The sequence below is a fragment of the Bradyrhizobium sp. CCBAU 45321 genome (genome assembly GCF_028128975.1).
GTDB classification, from domain to species: domain Bacteria; phylum Pseudomonadota; class Alphaproteobacteria; order Rhizobiales; family Xanthobacteraceae; genus Bradyrhizobium; species Bradyrhizobium yuanmingense.
In genome coordinates, this window is sequence record NZ_LFKZ01000002.1 from 36,736 (window position 1) to 51,944 (window position 15,209).

Annotated in this window: 16 protein-coding genes; 12 read left to right on the forward strand and 4 right to left on the reverse strand. The window is 64.7% G+C overall.

From position 1 onward, the window contains the following. Positions 1-91: 91 nt before the first annotated feature. Both ACM43_RS00200 and ACM43_RS00205 read right to left on the reverse strand, forming a co-directional pair. The gene (locus tag ACM43_RS00200) at positions 92-580 is read right to left on the reverse strand and encodes a phage holin family protein (protein ID WP_271537229.1); all 489 of its coding nucleotides are present in this window, start codon (positions 578-580) and stop codon (positions 92-94) included. Then, a complete protein-coding gene (locus ACM43_RS00205) occupies positions 581-856 on the reverse strand; it encodes a hypothetical protein (RefSeq protein WP_271537231.1) in 276 nt (91 codons plus the stop codon). A 167-nt stretch (positions 857-1,023) separates the two neighbouring features. Between ACM43_RS00205 and ACM43_RS00210 the strand changes: the two genes are divergently transcribed. From ACM43_RS00210 to ACM43_RS00220, 3 genes are read left to right on the forward strand one after another with little or no spacing between them, the layout of a single operon-like run. Then, entirely contained in the window at positions 1,024-2,160 is a 1,137-nt protein-coding gene (locus ACM43_RS00210) for an ABC transporter permease (protein WP_271537233.1), read from the forward strand. A gap of 2 nt (positions 2,161-2,162) precedes the next feature. Then, a complete protein-coding gene (locus ACM43_RS00215; RefSeq protein WP_271537235.1) occupies positions 2,163-2,930 on the forward strand; it encodes an ABC transporter ATP-binding protein in 768 nt (255 codons plus the stop codon). Positions 2,931-2,933: 3 nt separating this feature from the next. Continuing rightward, entirely contained in the window at positions 2,934-4,037 is a 1,104-nt protein-coding gene (locus tag ACM43_RS00220; RefSeq protein ID WP_271537237.1) for an ABC-type transport auxiliary lipoprotein family protein, read from the forward strand. Positions 4,038-4,044: 7 nt separating this feature from the next. On the opposite strand, the gene ACM43_RS00225 is transcribed toward ACM43_RS00220, so the two are convergent. Continuing rightward, entirely contained in the window at positions 4,045-4,362 is a 318-nt protein-coding gene (locus ACM43_RS00225; protein WP_271537239.1) for a c-type cytochrome, read from the reverse strand. A gap of 151 nt (positions 4,363-4,513) precedes the next feature. Between ACM43_RS00225 and ACM43_RS00230 the strand changes: the two genes are divergently transcribed. The 8 genes from ACM43_RS00230 (at position 4,514) to ACM43_RS00265 (ending at position 12,794) form a co-directional block, all read left to right on the forward strand. Beyond that, on the forward strand, positions 4,514-5,227 hold the full coding sequence (locus tag ACM43_RS00230; RefSeq protein WP_271537240.1) for a helix-turn-helix domain-containing protein: 714 nt from the start codon (positions 4,514-4,516) through the stop codon (positions 5,225-5,227). Between the two features lie 95 nt (positions 5,228-5,322). After that, positions 5,323-5,448 (forward strand): hypothetical protein, encoded by a 126-nt coding sequence (locus ACM43_RS00235; RefSeq protein ID WP_271537242.1) that lies wholly within the window; start codon positions 5,323-5,325, stop codon positions 5,446-5,448. A 303-nt stretch (positions 5,449-5,751) separates the two neighbouring features. Continuing rightward, positions 5,752-6,480, forward strand: coding sequence for a Crp/Fnr family transcriptional regulator (locus ACM43_RS00240; RefSeq protein WP_271537244.1), 729 nt, complete (start codon positions 5,752-5,754; stop codon positions 6,478-6,480). A gap of 319 nt (positions 6,481-6,799) precedes the next feature. Then, complete coding sequence (locus tag ACM43_RS00245; protein WP_271537246.1) at positions 6,800-7,771, forward strand: TRAP transporter substrate-binding protein; 972 nt, start codon at positions 6,800-6,802, stop codon at positions 7,769-7,771. 65 nt (positions 7,772-7,836) lie between these two features. After that, on the forward strand, positions 7,837-8,388 hold the full coding sequence (locus tag ACM43_RS00250) for a TRAP transporter small permease (protein WP_271537248.1): 552 nt from the start codon (positions 7,837-7,839) through the stop codon (positions 8,386-8,388). Further along, positions 8,379-9,671 carry a TRAP transporter large permease gene (locus ACM43_RS00255; RefSeq protein WP_271537250.1) on the forward strand — a complete coding sequence of 431 codons (1,293 nt, stop codon included), beginning with the start codon at positions 8,379-8,381 and terminating at the stop codon, positions 9,669-9,671. Before ACM43_RS00250 ends, ACM43_RS00255 begins: the two co-directional genes overlap by 10 nt. A 23-nt stretch (positions 9,672-9,694) precedes the next feature. Beyond that, entirely contained in the window at positions 9,695-10,501 is an 807-nt protein-coding gene (locus tag ACM43_RS00260) for an SDR family NAD(P)-dependent oxidoreductase (protein WP_271537252.1), read from the forward strand. A gap of 166 nt (positions 10,502-10,667) precedes the next feature. Beyond that, positions 10,668-12,794, forward strand: a complete 2,127-nt coding sequence (locus ACM43_RS00265) for a molybdopterin oxidoreductase family protein (protein ID WP_271537254.1) — start codon at positions 10,668-10,670, stop codon at positions 12,792-12,794. On the opposite strand, the gene ACM43_RS00270 is transcribed toward ACM43_RS00265, so the two are convergent. Continuing rightward, positions 12,767-14,146: a caspase family protein gene (locus tag ACM43_RS00270; protein ID WP_271537256.1), complete on the reverse strand. Its 1,380-nt coding sequence runs from the start codon at positions 14,144-14,146 to the stop codon at positions 12,767-12,769. The genes ACM43_RS00265 and ACM43_RS00270 overlap by 28 nt on opposite strands. A gap of 166 nt (positions 14,147-14,312) precedes the next feature. Here ACM43_RS00270 and ACM43_RS00275 point away from each other — a divergent pair, with 166 nt between their 5' ends. Continuing rightward, on the forward strand, positions 14,313-15,095 hold the full coding sequence (locus ACM43_RS00275) for an enoyl-CoA hydratase/isomerase family protein (protein WP_128266774.1): 783 nt from the start codon (positions 14,313-14,315) through the stop codon (positions 15,093-15,095). Positions 15,096-15,209 lie beyond the last annotated feature (114 nt).

A 15,209-nucleotide genomic window follows, 5' to 3' on the forward strand; every position in this document is an offset into this window, starting at 1 on the left:
ATGGCCATTGCAGAAATCGCTCCATGCGATTGCTCTGCCGCGAGAGTTGAACAAGTCGCCGCGGCATTCGATTCGAGCCGAAGCCGTTCCTCTAGGAGCGCGCCTTGGCCGAATCTGCATCGGGCGCCGTCTTGGCCGCCGTTCGCAAGTTCTTCACGACGATTGCGATCAGCGGCAGCAGCGTCGGCACGATCGTGCTCAGCGGATGATGCACCGCGCCCGACACCTGGGCCTGGAGCGCACGTGCCTCGAGCTGGAGCGCTTCGATGGACGCGTCATGAATTTCGTTGGCGAGCTCGATATCGCGGCCCGACGGAGGCCGGCCGGCGATCAGGAATAGAGCGGCCGCGATGGCGAAATTGACGGCGCCGAGGATGGCCGCCGCGGCGATCGCGCTCCACATCTGCACCAGCGCGAAATAGGCCGACAGCTCCAGCATCAAGAGCCCGAACGCGGCGATCAGCGCCGCGAAGGCGCGCAGGCCGAGGCCGATCAGCAGATGGCGCAGCCTGATGTCGGCGATGATCCTGTCGGTGCGCCACAGCACGCGCAGATTTTTGACGACATTCTCGGTATTCACCTAGAGTCTCCTCAGCATGAAGCCGACGACCACGCCCAGCGCGAAGGCGGAGGCGAGCGAGGGAATCGGACGCTCCGCAATCAGGCTCTGGAGCTGCTCCTGCTCCTGTTCGACGGTCTCGCCGAGCTCGGCGAGCGCGGCCCTGATCTGATCGGCGAGCGCCTCGGCGCGATCTTTCGAGCTCTCGAACACCTCCTCGCCGGCGGTGCTCAACAAGCGCGCGACGTCGACCTTCAGCGTTCGCAACTCTTCGCTCATCCTGTTGGCATCGAACATGGATCTGGCACCCTCGTTGAATTGAAACGAGCCTAAGACCGGCGCAGCGGTCACGCTTGATTTGCGTCAAGAGGCGGAGCGTCTTGAGACAGGTCAAGCCGGCCGCCACATGCTGGCCTAGAAATACCGGCTGGATGGGGACCGATTGTCCCGATGAGGTGGAAAGCGTGGACCACGAACCGCTGCTGCGCGCGACGCCGTCCGGCGACGTGCTGAAATTGCGCCCCGAGGGGCCATGGACCGCCGCGAACGTGGTGAGGCTCGAGACTTTGTCCCGCTCGGTCGGGGCCGACGTCGATCGTTCGCGCGCCGTAACCCTGGACATGTCGGGCATCAGCGCGCTCGATACGCTCGGCGCCTGGGTCCTGGAGAAGTTGTCGCGCAGGGTGTCGTCGTCAGGTAGGCCAGCCGAGTTCGTCGGCGTCGCCGATCATTTCACCGGGCTGATGGACGAGGTGCGCCAGGTCAACCGCCGCACGCCGGCTTCGGCGGCCGCGCCCAATCCGGTCCTGGCGCGGCTGGGCGATCTCGGCAAGTCCACGGTCGGGGCGCGCGAGGACATCACGATCTTCCTCCAGATGCTCGGCGCCTTGTTCATGGCCGTCATCGGCGTGCTGCGCCGGCCGCGTTCGCTGCGGCTGACCTCGCTGGTATATCAGCTCTACCGCATCGGATGGCAGGCGATCCCCATCGTCACGCTGATTACGTTTTTGATCGGCGCCATCATCGCACAGCAGGGCTTTTTCCACTTCCGCAGGTTCGGCGCGGAATCGTATACGGTCGACATGGTCGGCATCCTCGTGCTGCGCGAGCTCGGCGTGCTGATCGTCGCCATCATGGTCGCGGGACGGTCGGGAAGCGCCTACACCGCCGAGCTCGGCTCGATGAAGATGCGCGAGGAGATCGACGCGCTTTCCACCATGGGGCTCGATCCGGTCGACGTCCTGATCCTGCCGCGCGTTGCGGCCTTGGTCATTGCGCTGCCCATACTCACTTTCATCGGCTCGATCGCCGCGCTCTACGGCGGCGGGCTCGTCGCGCAGTTCTACGGCGACATGGGGCCGGCGATCTACATCGCACGCCTGCATGAGGCCATTTCTGTTACCCATTTCGAGGTCGGCATCCTGAAGGCGCCGTTCATGGCGCTGGTGATCGGGATCGTGGCCTGCAGCGAGGGATTGCGCGTCAAGGGCAGCGCGGAGTCGCTGGGGCGGCAGACCACGACGTCAGTGGTGAAATCGATCTTCCTGGTGATCGTGCTCGACGGCCTGTTCGCGATCTTCTTTGCCTCGATCGGAATGTGACGATGGAAGAATCGCAAGACCAGTTCGCGATCCGCGTCCGCGATCTCGTGGTCGGTTTCGGTCGCCAGACCGTGCTCGACCATCTGTCGCTCGACGTCCGCCGCGGCGAGATCCTCGGGCTGGTGGGTGCCTCCGGCGGCGGCAAATCGGTCTTGATGCGGACCATCATCGGCCTCATCCCGCGCCGGAGCGGGACCATCGAGGTCATGGGACAACCCGCCGGCGGCCACGGCCGCGGCGCAGCGATGGCCTGGGGCATCCTGTTCCAGCAGGGCGCGCTGTTCTCCTCGCTGACGGTGCGCCAGAACGTCCAGTTTCCCTTGCGCGAAAATCTCGTCCTGTCGCAGGAGCTGATGGACGAGATCGCGATCGCCAAGCTCGAAATGGTCGGCCTGCGTGCCGAGGACGCCGACAAATATCCGGCGGAGCTGTCCGGCGGCATGACCAAGCGGGTGGCGCTGGCGCGCGCGCTCGCGCTCGATCCGCCGATCCTGTTCCTGGACGAGCCGACCTCGGGCCTCGACCCGATCGCCGCCGGCGAATTCGACGCGTTGATCAAGACGCTGCAAAGGACCCTGGAGCTCACGGTGTTCATGGTGACCCACGACCTTGCGAGCCTGACCACGGTCTGCGACCGCGTCGCCGCGCTCGCCGACGGCAAGATCGTGGCGATCGGCCCGATGCGCGAATTGCTGCAATCCGAGCATCCCTGGGTGCGCGCCTATTTCCACGGCAAGCGCTCGCAGATGCTGCAACACGAGATGAGATGAGAGATGGAAACCCGCGCCCCCTATGTGCTGATCGGCAGTTTCGTGCTGGCCGCGATCGTCGCGGTGTTCGGCTTCGTCTATTGGCTGAACAACACCGGCGGCATTGGGCCTCGCACGAACTATCACGTGCAATTCCAGGGACCGGTGCCCGGCCTCCTCGTCGGCGCGGGCGTGCTGTTCAACGGCATTCGCGTCGGAGAGGTGACCCAGCTCGGGCTCGCGCCTGATAATCCGCGCTTTGTCAATGCGACGATCTCGGTTGCCACGGCGACGCCGGTGCGTGCCGACACCAAGGTCGGCCTCGAATTCCAGGGCCTGACCGGCGTTCCCGTGGTGACATTGGAGGGGGGCGTGATCGTCGCCAAGTCCGGCGAGCTGCCGACTTTGATCGCGGAGGCCGGCGCAGGCCAGAGCATGACGCAGGCGGCGCGCGATGCGCTCCGGCGGGTCGACACGGTGCTTCAGGACAATTCCGGCCCGCTGAAGGATACCATTGCCAATTTCAAGACCTTCTCCGACGGGCTCGCGCGCAACACCGGCAAGATCGACGGCATCCTGGCGGGCCTCGAGAAGATGACCGGCGGCGGCACGCCCGCGCCGAAGGTCACCTACGACCTGCGGACGCCGCAAAATCCCGGGCCGGCCGGCAAGACGCTGTCGGCGTCGCTGGCCATCCCAGAGCCGACGGCAGTGGCAATGCTGCAGACCCAGCGCATGCTGTTCGCGCCGGCCGGGGACAGGCCGGGCTTTGCGGACTTCCTCTGGGCTGACAGCATTCCGAAACTGGTGCAGGCGCGCCTGATCGACAGTTTCGAGAACTACGACATCGCCCACGCCCCGCTGCGCACGACGGATCTCGGCGCGGCGGACTACCAGCTCCTGCTCGACATCCGGCGCTTTCGGATCGCGACGGATGGGGAGGCTCGGGCCGAGATCGGACTGTCGGCGCGGATCGTCGACAAGAATGGCAAGGTGATCGCATCGCGGCTCATCGAGGCCAGCGAAAAGCTCGACAAGGTCGAACCGGCCGCTTCTGTCGCCGCCTTCGATGCCGCCTTCGCGCGCATCGCCAAGGAGCTGATCGGATGGACCGTGCAGGCGGTGTGAGCGGCGACTATTCCAGCGTCTTCAGATAGGACAGCAGGTCGTGGATCTGGTCCGGGCTGAGCGCGAAGGCTGGCATGTCGGCATGTCCGGTGGAGATCCCCTCGGCCAGCGCCTCGCCAAGGCTGTTGACCGGATAGCGCCGATGCAGGTTGCGTAGCGGAGGCGCGATCTCCAGTCGGCTCTTGGAGGCGCGGTCGATCGCGTGACAGCGTGCGCAATTTGCTCGGGCGAAAGCCTTGCCGCGTTGTTCGGCGGCCGGGGCCGCGAGCGCAGGCGTGATCAGAAGCAGCCCAATCAGGCCGTGACGCAGTGCGCTTTGCAGCATGGAATCATCCCGTCGAACCGTGGACGCAGAATAAGAGCGGGATGCCAGCCAAATTTGATCTGGGTCAATCGGCTGCGGCACGGTGCAGTAAAATGCAGCCGCGCGGTGGACTCGGCCTGACGTCGGGAGCGGCCGGCGTGGGGAGCGATGGATGAAGCCTTCCGTGGTCACGAGTGAGCCGAACGGACATCATTGCGACGATTGTGCCGTGCGTGGAGCGGCGGTCTGCTCGTCGCTCGATGCAGCCGAACTCCGGGAGTTCGAGCATCTCGGCCGCCGCGTCCATTTCGATTCGGGCGAGACCGTGTTTTCCGAGGAGGACATCACGACCTCGTTCTACAACGTCCTCGAAGGCGTCATGCGGCTGTACAAGCTGCTGCCTGACGGCCGGCGGCAGATCGTCGGCTTTGCCTTGCCCGGTGATTTTCTGGGGATGAATCTGTCCGGCCGGCACAATTTTTCGGCCGATGCGATCGGCGCGGTGAACGTTTGCCAATTCCCAAAAGGGCCCTTCAGCCGTTTCATCGAGAGCCGGCCGCAATTGCTCAGGCGGATCAACGAGCTGGCCATTCGCGAGTTGAGCCAGGCACGCAATCATATGGTCCTGCTCGGCCGACGCTCGGCCGACGAGAAGGTCGCGACCTTTCTGCTCGGCTGGCGCGAGCGGCTGGTCGCGCTCAACGGTCCGTCCGACATGGTCGCGCTTCCGATGAGCCGTCAGGACATCGCCGATTATCTCGGCCTGACCATCGAGACCGTCAGCCGCACCTTTACCAAGCTTGAGCGTCACGGCGTGATCGAGATCATTCACGGCGGCATCAGCCTGCTCGATCCGGCCCGTGTCGCGGCTATGGCCGCAGCCTAACCTCATCTCCGGGACTCTCTCGGCAATTTGATCCCGATCAATGACGGCGGCCATGCCCCGCAAAATAACGCCGGAGAGAAATCCGGGAGGAGATGATGCCTGCTGACACGTTGCTGGTGACCGTTGTCGTCGTCGCCATCTTTGTCGTGTTCGCCGCAGTTCTGGCCTGGGCTGACCGGCAAACCAGGGCGGCCCGGCGCGATCCGGATTCCAGGCATTGAAGCCTTCTGCAGGTCCAAGTCCAAGTCCAAGTCCAAGTTTAGGTCCGAGTCCGGCGCGCCAGGGTCGATGTTCGCCCAGGCGGGCGCTGGCCCTCGGCAGCGTCTCGACGCAATCGCGGTTTGCGTAATCCGCAACTCTGCGTCGAAGAAGACGCATCGCCGCAGCTTTTGGCTGCTGACTTCCCCGTTACCGGCCTTTTCGTGGCATTTGCCTCAAATCGCGCGCGTGCTTTCCGGTTGAAATGCCTGGTAACGTTGACTACGCAGGAACTCAGTGCCTCGTAGTCTTAGGAGCCCCGCGGCGTGCCTCAGGACAAGACCGGCGATCCCCGACAACCGGCGGGCAACAAACTATCGGTCCTGCGCAAGCACCCGATCTTCGCGGATCTGGAGCCGGAAGCGCTCGATCAACTCTGCCGCTACGCCAAGCACACCACCGTCAAGCGTGGGGCGACGATCGCGGCCAAGGGCGATCCCGGCAACAATCTCTTCGCGGTGATCGCGGGAACAGTCAAGATTTCCTCCTCATCGCCTGATGGGCGGAACGCCATTCTCAATCTCATCGGCCCGGGAGAAATCTTCGGCGAGATCGCCGTGCTCGACGGCGCGCCCAGGTCGGCGGATGCGACCGCCAACACCAATTGCGAGCTCTACGTCATCGATCGCCGGGACTTCCTGCCGTTCGTGAAGAGCCAGCCGGCGCTGGCGATGAAGTTCATCGAGCTGCTGTGCGCGCGTCTGCGCTGGACCAGTCAGCAGGTCGAGCAGGTGATCCTGCAGAATTTGCCGGGCCGGCTTGCCAGTGCGCTGCTCGGTCTCACCGAAGAGCGCAAGCTGGCTTCCGGCAGCGGCACGCTCGCCATCACGCAGCAGGAGATCAGCGAGATGGTCGGGATGACGCGCGAGAGCATCAACAAGCAATTGCGCGCCTGGGCCGGCCGCAACTGGGTCCGCCTCGAGCACGGCGCCATCGTCGTGCTCGATACGGACGCGCTGCGCGAGCTCGCCGAGAGCGGCCTCGGCGGCGAGTGACGCCGTCGGCCTAATCGTCGATGAGGGCGACCGCGCAGGTCCAGCCCGCGGAGGCCCGCTCGATCTTTGGAGGCGTCACATCACGGGCCAGCGACGTCGAGCCAGCCCGCCATACCCACCATAGTGCGAATTGCGCCAGAAATCGATCGATGCAAGTCTTGCATCGATCGATGCCGGATTAGGCTTGGACAGAGAATGCCGCCCGCCCTAGGGACGACATTGGCGCTTGACTTCACACCTGAAGCGGAGCGACCCAAGGCGGCCTGCAGCCGGTCCGACAACGATATAATCAATCCAATCAACCCAGGAGGAAGCCCACATGAAGACGCTCACCGGTATCATCACAGCCGTTGCACTGGCGGTCTCAGCACCCCTGGCCACTGCACGCGATTTCCGCTCGGCTGACGTTCACCCCGCCGATTATCCGACCGTCGAGGCGGTCAAGTTCATGGGCCAGCAACTCGCGGCGGCGAGCGGCGGCAAGCTTGGCGTGAAGGTGTTTCCGAACGGCGCCCTGGGTTCGGAGAAGGACACGATCGAGCAACTCAAGATCGGCGCGCTCGACATGATGCGGATCAACGCATCGCCGTTGAACAATTTCGTGCCCGAGACCATCGCGTTGTGCCTGCCCTTCGTTTTCCGGGACACGCAGCACATGCGCACCGTCCTCGATGGTCCGATCGGCGATGAGATCCTGGCGGCCATGGAGCCCGCGGGCCTGGTCGGCCTTGCCTATTACGACAGCGGCGCGCGCTCGGTCTATACCGTCAAGGGACCGGTCAAATCGCTGGCCGATCTGAAGGGCCTGAAGATCCGCGTCCAGCAATCCGACCTGTGGGTCGGCATGATCCAGAGCTTGGGGGCCAACCCGACGCCGATGCCCTATGGCGAGGTCTACACCGCGCTCAAGACCGGCCTCGTCGACGCTGCCGAGAACAACTGGCCGTCCTACGAATCCTCCCGTCACTTCGAAGCCGCCAAGTTCTACAACATCACCGAGCACTCCCTCGCGCCCGAAGTTCTCGTGATCTCGAAAAAGGTCTGGGACACGCTGAGCAAGGAGGACCAGGCGATGGTCCGCAAGGCCGCCAAGGAATCGGTGCCCGTCATGCGCAAGCTCTGGGACGCGCGCGAGCAGGCCGCCCGCAAGACCGTCGAAGCCGCTGGTGTTCAGGTGGTCACGATCGGCAACAAGGCGGAGTTCGTCGATGCGATGAAGCCGGTCTACCAGAAGTTCGCCGGGAACGAGAAGCTGCAGAGCCTCGTCAAGCGTATCCAGGACACGAAGTAGGACAATTCGGGAATCGGGGTCCGGTGCTGCCGCGAGGCGGCACCGGACCTCCAGGGAGGCGCGGGATGACAGACCCACACGTCGCAAGTCACGAGCAGGGGGCCGTAGCAGCACGCCCGTCCACCGGCTTGCTGTCGCGGGTCAATGCCCCCATTGCGCGCCTCGGCATGTACCTGTCGGTGACAGGCCTGCTCGTCATCGTCGCCATCGTCTTCTACCAGGTGTTCGGACGTTACGTGCTCAACTCCAGCCCGACCTGGACGGAGAACCTGGCGCTGGTCCTGATCCTCTATGTCACGCTGATCGGCGCCGCCGTCGGCGTACGCGATGCCGGGCATATCGGCATGGACAGCCTGCTGGTCATGCTCCCCGATCACGCGCGGGAGAAGATCGAGATCGTGATCCACGTTCTGGTCGCCGCGTTCGGCCTCGCCATGGCCTATAACGGCTGGATCCTCGGCGCGTCGGTCGGCACCGTGAAGATCCCCAATCTCGGCCTGCCCGAGGTGATCCGCTACGTGCCGCTGTTCGCCTCCGGCATCCTGATCGTTTCGTTTTCCATCGAGCACATCATTGCTCTCCTGCGCGGCGAAGAGGTCGTCCCCTCATGGAACTGATCATCCTCGGCGCTACCTTCTTCGGCTTTCTGATCCTCGGCGTACCGGTCGCCTTCGCGATCGGCCTGTCGGCCATCTGCACCATCCTCTACGAAGGCCTGCCGGTCGCCGTCATCTTCCAGCAGATGATGTCGGGGATGAACATCTTCTCCTTCCTCGCAATTCCGTTCTTCGTCTTCAGCGGTGAGCTGATGCTGCATGGCGGCGTGGCCGACAAGATCGTGCAGCTCGCCAAGAATCTGGTCGGGCACATCCGCGGCGGGCTCGGCATGTCGAACGTGGTCGCCTGCACGCTGTTCGGCGGCGTCTCGGGCTCGCCCGTGGCCGACGTGTCGGCGATGGGCGCGGTGATGATCCCGATGATGAAGAAGGAGGGATACGATACCGACTACGCCGTCAACGTCACCACCCATGCCTCGCTCGTGGGCGCCTTGATGCCGACCAGCCACAACATGATCATCTATGCGCTGGCGGCCGGCGGCAAGGTCTCGATCGGCGCGCTCATTGCGGCCGGCCTGCTGCCGGCGCTGGTGCTGATGGTCTGCATGCTGGTTGCCGCCTACGCGGTCGCGGTGAAGCGCGGCTATCCCGCCGGCAAGTTCCCGGGCTGGGCCGAGGTGGTCCGCTCGCTGGCGGCGGCGCTGCCGGGGCTTCTGATCGTCGGCATTATCCTGGCCGGCATCCTGTCCGGCGTCTTCACGGCAACCGAATCGGCGGCCATCGCCGTCACCTACTCGATCCTGCTGACGTTCTTCATCTATCGCACCATGACCTGGGGCAACTTCCTGCGCGCCGCCGCCAAGGCGGTGAAGACGACCGGGGTGGTGCTGCTGCTGATCGGCGTCTCCACCATGTTCCAGTACCTGATTGGACTTTACGAGGTGGCGGATCTCGCCGGCGCGATGATGAACAAGTTGTCGACGCAGCCCTGGGTGATCTTCCTGCTCATCAACATCATCCTGTTCGTGCTCGGCACGTTCATGGACATGGCGGCCACCATCCTGATCTGCACCCCGATTTTCCTGCCGATCGCGATGAAGGCGGGCATGGACCCGGTGCAGTTCGGCATGCTGATGCTGATCAATTGCGCCCTCGGGCTCAACACGCCGCCGGTCGGAACGACGCAATTCGTCGGCTGCGCCATCGGCGGCATCTCGGTCGGTGCGGTGATGCGCACCATCCTGCCGTTCTATGCTGCGTTGATCGCAGCACTGATGTTCGTGACCTACGTCCCTGCATTCTCGCTGTGGCTGCCGCGCCTCTTGATGGGCTACAAGGGCTAGCAGCACCAGGGGAGACTCTGTCAGTGACGGACTATCGCAAGCTCTTCGATCTCACCGGCAAGACCGCGCTCGTTCTCGGCGCCGCATCCGGCATCGGCAAATCGTCGGCCGAAGCGCTTGCCGGTCTCGGTGCGCGGGTCGTCTGCGCCGATCGTGCGCTCGACGCAGCGGAGGCGACCGCCGCCGGCATTCGCGACAAGGGCGGCTGGGCGGAAGCAGCTGATTGCGACGCCGCAAGCGCCGCGGACGTCAACGCGCTCGCCCAAACCGTGATGCAGAAGTTTCCGCGGCTCGACATCGCCGTGACGACACCCGGGCTCAACATCCGCAAGACCATCCTCGACTACACCGAGGAGGATCTCGACCGCGTCTTCACCCTCAACGTCAAGGGCACGGTCTTTTTCTTCCAGGCCTTCGGCCGCATCATGGTTGCGCAGAAGGGCGGCAGCATCATCGCCTGCTCCTCGGTTCGCGCGGTGACCATCGAGCCCGGCCTCGGCATCTACGGCTCGACCAAGGCGGCGATCGGCCTGCTGGTGAAGGGCTTTGCCTCCGAGGTCGGGCACGCCGGCGTTCGCGTTAACGCGATCGCCCCGAGCATCGTTGAGACCGCGCTGACCGGCCCGTTCAAGCAGCGCCCCGACATCTACAATCTCTATGCCGGCCACACCGTGTTCAACCGCTGGAGCAGCGCCGACGAGGTCGCGACCGCCGTCGCCTATCTCGCCTCGGATGCCGCAAGCTATGTCAGCGGCAGCACGCTGTTCGTCGACGGCGGCTGGACTGCCGTCGACGGCCCGCCGACCGGTCTCACCCAGTTGCACAAATAGCAAAGGTTGTAGCTCGGGTTGCGCTTGCACGTCGGGCGGCTTACTGGCCGAGCCTCCTTCGCAACCGCAGCAGGAAGCTCCGGCGCGCGCGGCTTGAGCAAATCGCATGGAGCTTGCCGGATAAATGCGCTCGGCTGGCCGGTATTTTGGTGTTACGAACTGGGACATGAACCAGCACGCCAAGATCAGCCCGAAGATCGAGATCCGCCATTCGACCTGTCCGCATGATTGCCCCTCGGCCTGCGCCCTCGATGTCGAGGTGGTCGAAGGCCGCAGCATCGGCCGCGTCCGCGGTTCGAAGAAGCAGACCTACACCGCCGGCGTCGTCTGCGCCAAGGTCGCCCGCTATGCCGAACGCATCCATCACCCCGAACGGCTGATCTATCCGCTGCGCCGCACCGGCCCCAAGGGTTCAGGTCAGTTCGCGCGGATCTCCTGGGACGAGGCGCTGGACGAGATCGGGCACCGATTCAATGCGGCCGAGCGCGAGTTCGGTGCGGAATCGATCTGGCCCTATTACTACGCGGGGACGATGGGGCTCGTGATGCGCGACGGGCTCAACCGTCTCACGCATGTGAAGAAATATTCGCGCTTCTATCAGACCATCTGTGCCAATGTTGCGCGCATCGGCTTTGCGATCGGCACCGGCAAGATCGCCGGGGTCGACCCGCGCGAGATGGCGCTGTCCGATCTCGTCGTGATCTGGGGCACCAATCCCGTCAATACCCAGGTCAACGTGATGACGCACGCCTCGCGCGCCCGCAAGGAGCGCGGCGCGAAAATCGCGGCGATCGACATCTACGACAACGAGACCATGAAGCAGGCCGACATCAGGATCATCCTGCGGCCCGGCACCGACGGCGCCTTCGCCTGCGCCGTCATGCATGTCCTGTTCCGCGATGGCTATGCCGACCGTGCCTACATGGACAAGTACACCGATTGCCCGGACGAGCTCGAGGCACATCTGAAATCACGCACGCCGGAATGGGCCTCGGCGATTTGCGGCGTCCCGGTGTCGGAGATCGAGGCCTTCGCCAAGGCGGTCGGCGAGACCAAGCGGACCTTCTTCCGTCTTGGCTATGGTTTCACCCGCTCGCGCAATGGCGCGACGCAGATGCATGCGGCGCTGTGCATTCCCGCGGTGACCGGCGCTTGGCAGTATGAAGGCGGCGGCGCCTTCTTCAACAATTACGCGCTGTGGCACTTCAACGAAACCATCATCGAAGGCCACGACGCCATCGACAAGTCGACGCGCGCACTCGACCAGTCGCAGATCGGACGCATCCTCACCGGCGATGCCGAAGCTCTGCAGGGTAAGGGTCCGGTCAAGGCGATGCTGATCCAGAACACCAATCCGATGACGGTGGCGCCGGAGCAGGCGCTGGTCCGGCGGGGCTTCGCGCGCGAGGATCTGTTCGTGGCGGTGCACGAGCAGTTCATGACCGAGACGGCGCAGATCGCCGACATCGTGCTGCCGGCGACCATGTTCATGGAGCATGACGATCTCTACTACGGCGGCGGCCATCAGCACATCTCGGTCGGGCCGAAGCTGATCGACCCGCCGGGCGAATGCCGCTCCAACCACGAGGTGTTGCAGGCGCTGGCGCCGCGGCTGGGCGCCAGGCATCCGGGCTTCGAGATGAGCCCGCGCGAATTGATCGACGCGACCTTGAGGCTGAGCAATCACGGCGACATCGCCGGCCTCGAAGCCGACATTTGGCGCGACCTGCAGCCGGATTTCCGCACCTCGCATTATCTCGACGGCTTCGCTCACGCCGACGGCAAGTTCCATTTTAAAGCCGATTGGGCGCACCCGCCGTTCGGGCAGACGATGGGCGATTTCGACAAAATGCCTGGTCTGCCGGATCATTGGGCGGTGATCGAGCACGCCGACCGGGCCCACCCGTTCCGGCTCGCGACCAGCCCCTCGCGCAGCTTCCTCAACACCACCTTCAACGAGACGCCGTCCTCGCAGGCGCGCGAGGGCCGGGCCAGCGTGATGATCCACCCGCTCGACGCCGCCGCGCTCGGCATCGCCGATGGCGATGCGGTGACGCTCGGCAACAGCCGCGGCGAGACCACGCTGATCGCGACGCTGTTCGAGGGCGTGCGGCGCGGTGTCCTGATCGCCGAATCCGTCCATCCCAACAGCAACCATATCGGCGGCCGTGGCATCAACGTGCTGACCGGCGCGGACACCATCGCGCCGATCGGCGGCGCGGCGTTCCACGACAACAAGGTTTGGATCAGGAAGGCGGCCTCAGCTCAAGGCGTGCACTCCGTGACGCCGTAGCCTGCGAATTCCTTCGCAATGTTCGGGTTCATCGACTTCGCCTGCGCGATATCGGTGGCGCCGTCGCCGCCGCTTCTGCGCGCAGCGATGCCGCGGCCGAACAGCGAGGACGAGGAGCGCGGATTGCGCTGGATCGCGTCGGCATAATCCTTGATCGCCTCCGCATTGCGCCCGAGCTTGAGGTTGACGAGCCCGCGGCTGTCGAGTGCATCGCTCAAGCCCGGGTTGATCTGGAGCGCCAGATTGCAGTCGGCGAGCGCGCCTTGCGGGTCGCCCGTCGCAGCCCGGCTCCAGCAGCGGTTGTTCAGGGCTTCCGCGTCCCTGGGCGCGCGGCGGAGCACTGCGTCGAAATCCTGTATCGCGAGCGCATAGGCGCGCTTGATCGCGTAGACCTGGCCGCGTTTGTAGCGCGAGGTGACGTCGTTGGCGTTGGCGGTGATCTTTCGGCTGAGATCGGCGATGACAGGATCTCGTGCCAGTTCGTCCGTATTCGGGGCGGGCTCCGCCTGCGGTACCTCGCAGACCGGCTTTTGCGGCTCGGGTGTCTGCACCTGAGGCTTGGCCGCGTCGTCCCGCGGCCGCGTTGCCGGGCTTGCGAACGAGAACTCCGTCGTCAGCGAGGAGGACAGCCAGGGCACTTGCTCGCGGTTGGTGGCGGCAACCACGCCGTTCTTGGTGTTGGTCAGGGCCTGCTCGGCGCTGATGTTCGGCGCGCGCATTTCGCGCAGCAGCTCGGCGACAAAGAGGCTGCGATCGGTCTTTCCGGTCGCCGTGACCGCGCCGAGCGCAGCGGAGTAGAGCACCAGCGTATTGCTCGGTGCGATCGCCGGTGCCAGGCCGGCCGAATGGCGGCGGAAGCGCCGCTCGAACGGGTTGCGGCGGGAGGCGTCGATCAGCGCGATCTTGATGGCGGCACCGCGCGTGTTCATCTCGGCGAGGATGGTGTCGAGGCCGAAGCCGTCGCGCGAGACGTCCGGCTCGGTCCAGATCTGGGCGTCGACCGGCAGCAGATAGGTCTGACGGTTGGACTGGATGGCAAAGCCGTCGAAGAAGATCAGCGCCACCGCGCCGCGCTCGATGCGGTCGTAGAAGCGGCCCAGCACCTGCCGCATGGCATCGCCGGTGAGATTGCTCTGCCTGTCGACGACGAAGCCGCCGCGCTTCAATTCCTCGGCGACGTCCTGGGCATCGTTGGCGACCTCGCTCAGGACGAACTCATTGTCGGGATATTTCGCGTTGCCGATCACCAGCGCGATCTTCGCGGTGTCGGCCGCATGGCATGCGGCACCGCCGCTCAGCACGACCAATCCTGCCAGCAACAACATCAATGCGGCGCGCATGAAATGGCTCATCGGTGATCAAATCTCCGGTCAGGATAACGCGCGCAAGCCCCAGTTCAATCGCGAAGCGAAGTTGCGCCCACACGCTATGGTGAGGCGACCCTGCAGATTGCCCTTGCGCGCGCCGCCGGTCCTGCCGCAAATGGCTGCAAAACGGGACCAAGCGAGCGAGCATGTCATGACCGACACCACAGCCGTCATCACCGAGAAGCGCGGGCAGGCGTTCTGGATCACCATCAACCGGCCGGAGAAACGCAACGCGCTGAACGGCGAGGTCATCGCCGGGATCACAAGAGCCTATCGCGACGCGCATGAGGACAAAGACGTCCGCGTCATCGTGCTGACGGGCGCGGGCGACAAGGCGTTCTGCGCGGGCGCCGACTTGCAGAATTCCGGCGCGGCTTTCGCGATGGATCATTCCAAACCAAATGTCGACTATGCCGATCTGTTACGTTTGTCACAGAACGCCACCAAGCCCGCGATTGCGCGCCTCAATGGCGTCTGCATGGCCGGCGGCATGGGCCTTCTGTGCATGACCGACATGGCGGTTGCGGCCGATCACGTCGTCTTTGGCCTGCCGGAGGTGAAGGTCGGCGTGTTCCCGATGCAGGTGCTGAGCCTGCTCCAGCGCATCGCTCCGCCCCGTCTCGTCAACGAATGGGCGCTTACGGGCGAGCCGTTCGACGCCAGGGCCGCGCAGGCCGCGGGGCTGCTCAACTACGTCGTGCCCGCCGCCGAGTTAGATGCCAAGGTCGACTGGCTGATCGGCCGCATCGTCGACAAATCCCCGACCGCGATCCGCCGCGGCAAATACGCCATGCGCGCGATCGCCTCGATGTCGTTCGACGAGAGCATCGCCTACACCGAAAGCCAGATCGCGCTGCTCGCGATGACCGAGGACGCCAAGGAAGGGTTGAAGGCGTTCAGCGAGAAGAGGAAGCCGGTCTGGACGGGGAGGTGAGGAGGCAGGGGCACTGCTCTCTGCTGTCATTCCGGGGCGCGCCATTTGGCGCGAGCCCGGAATCCATTTGTCGATATGATCTGCTGCACGATGGATTCCGGGCTCGCGCTGCGC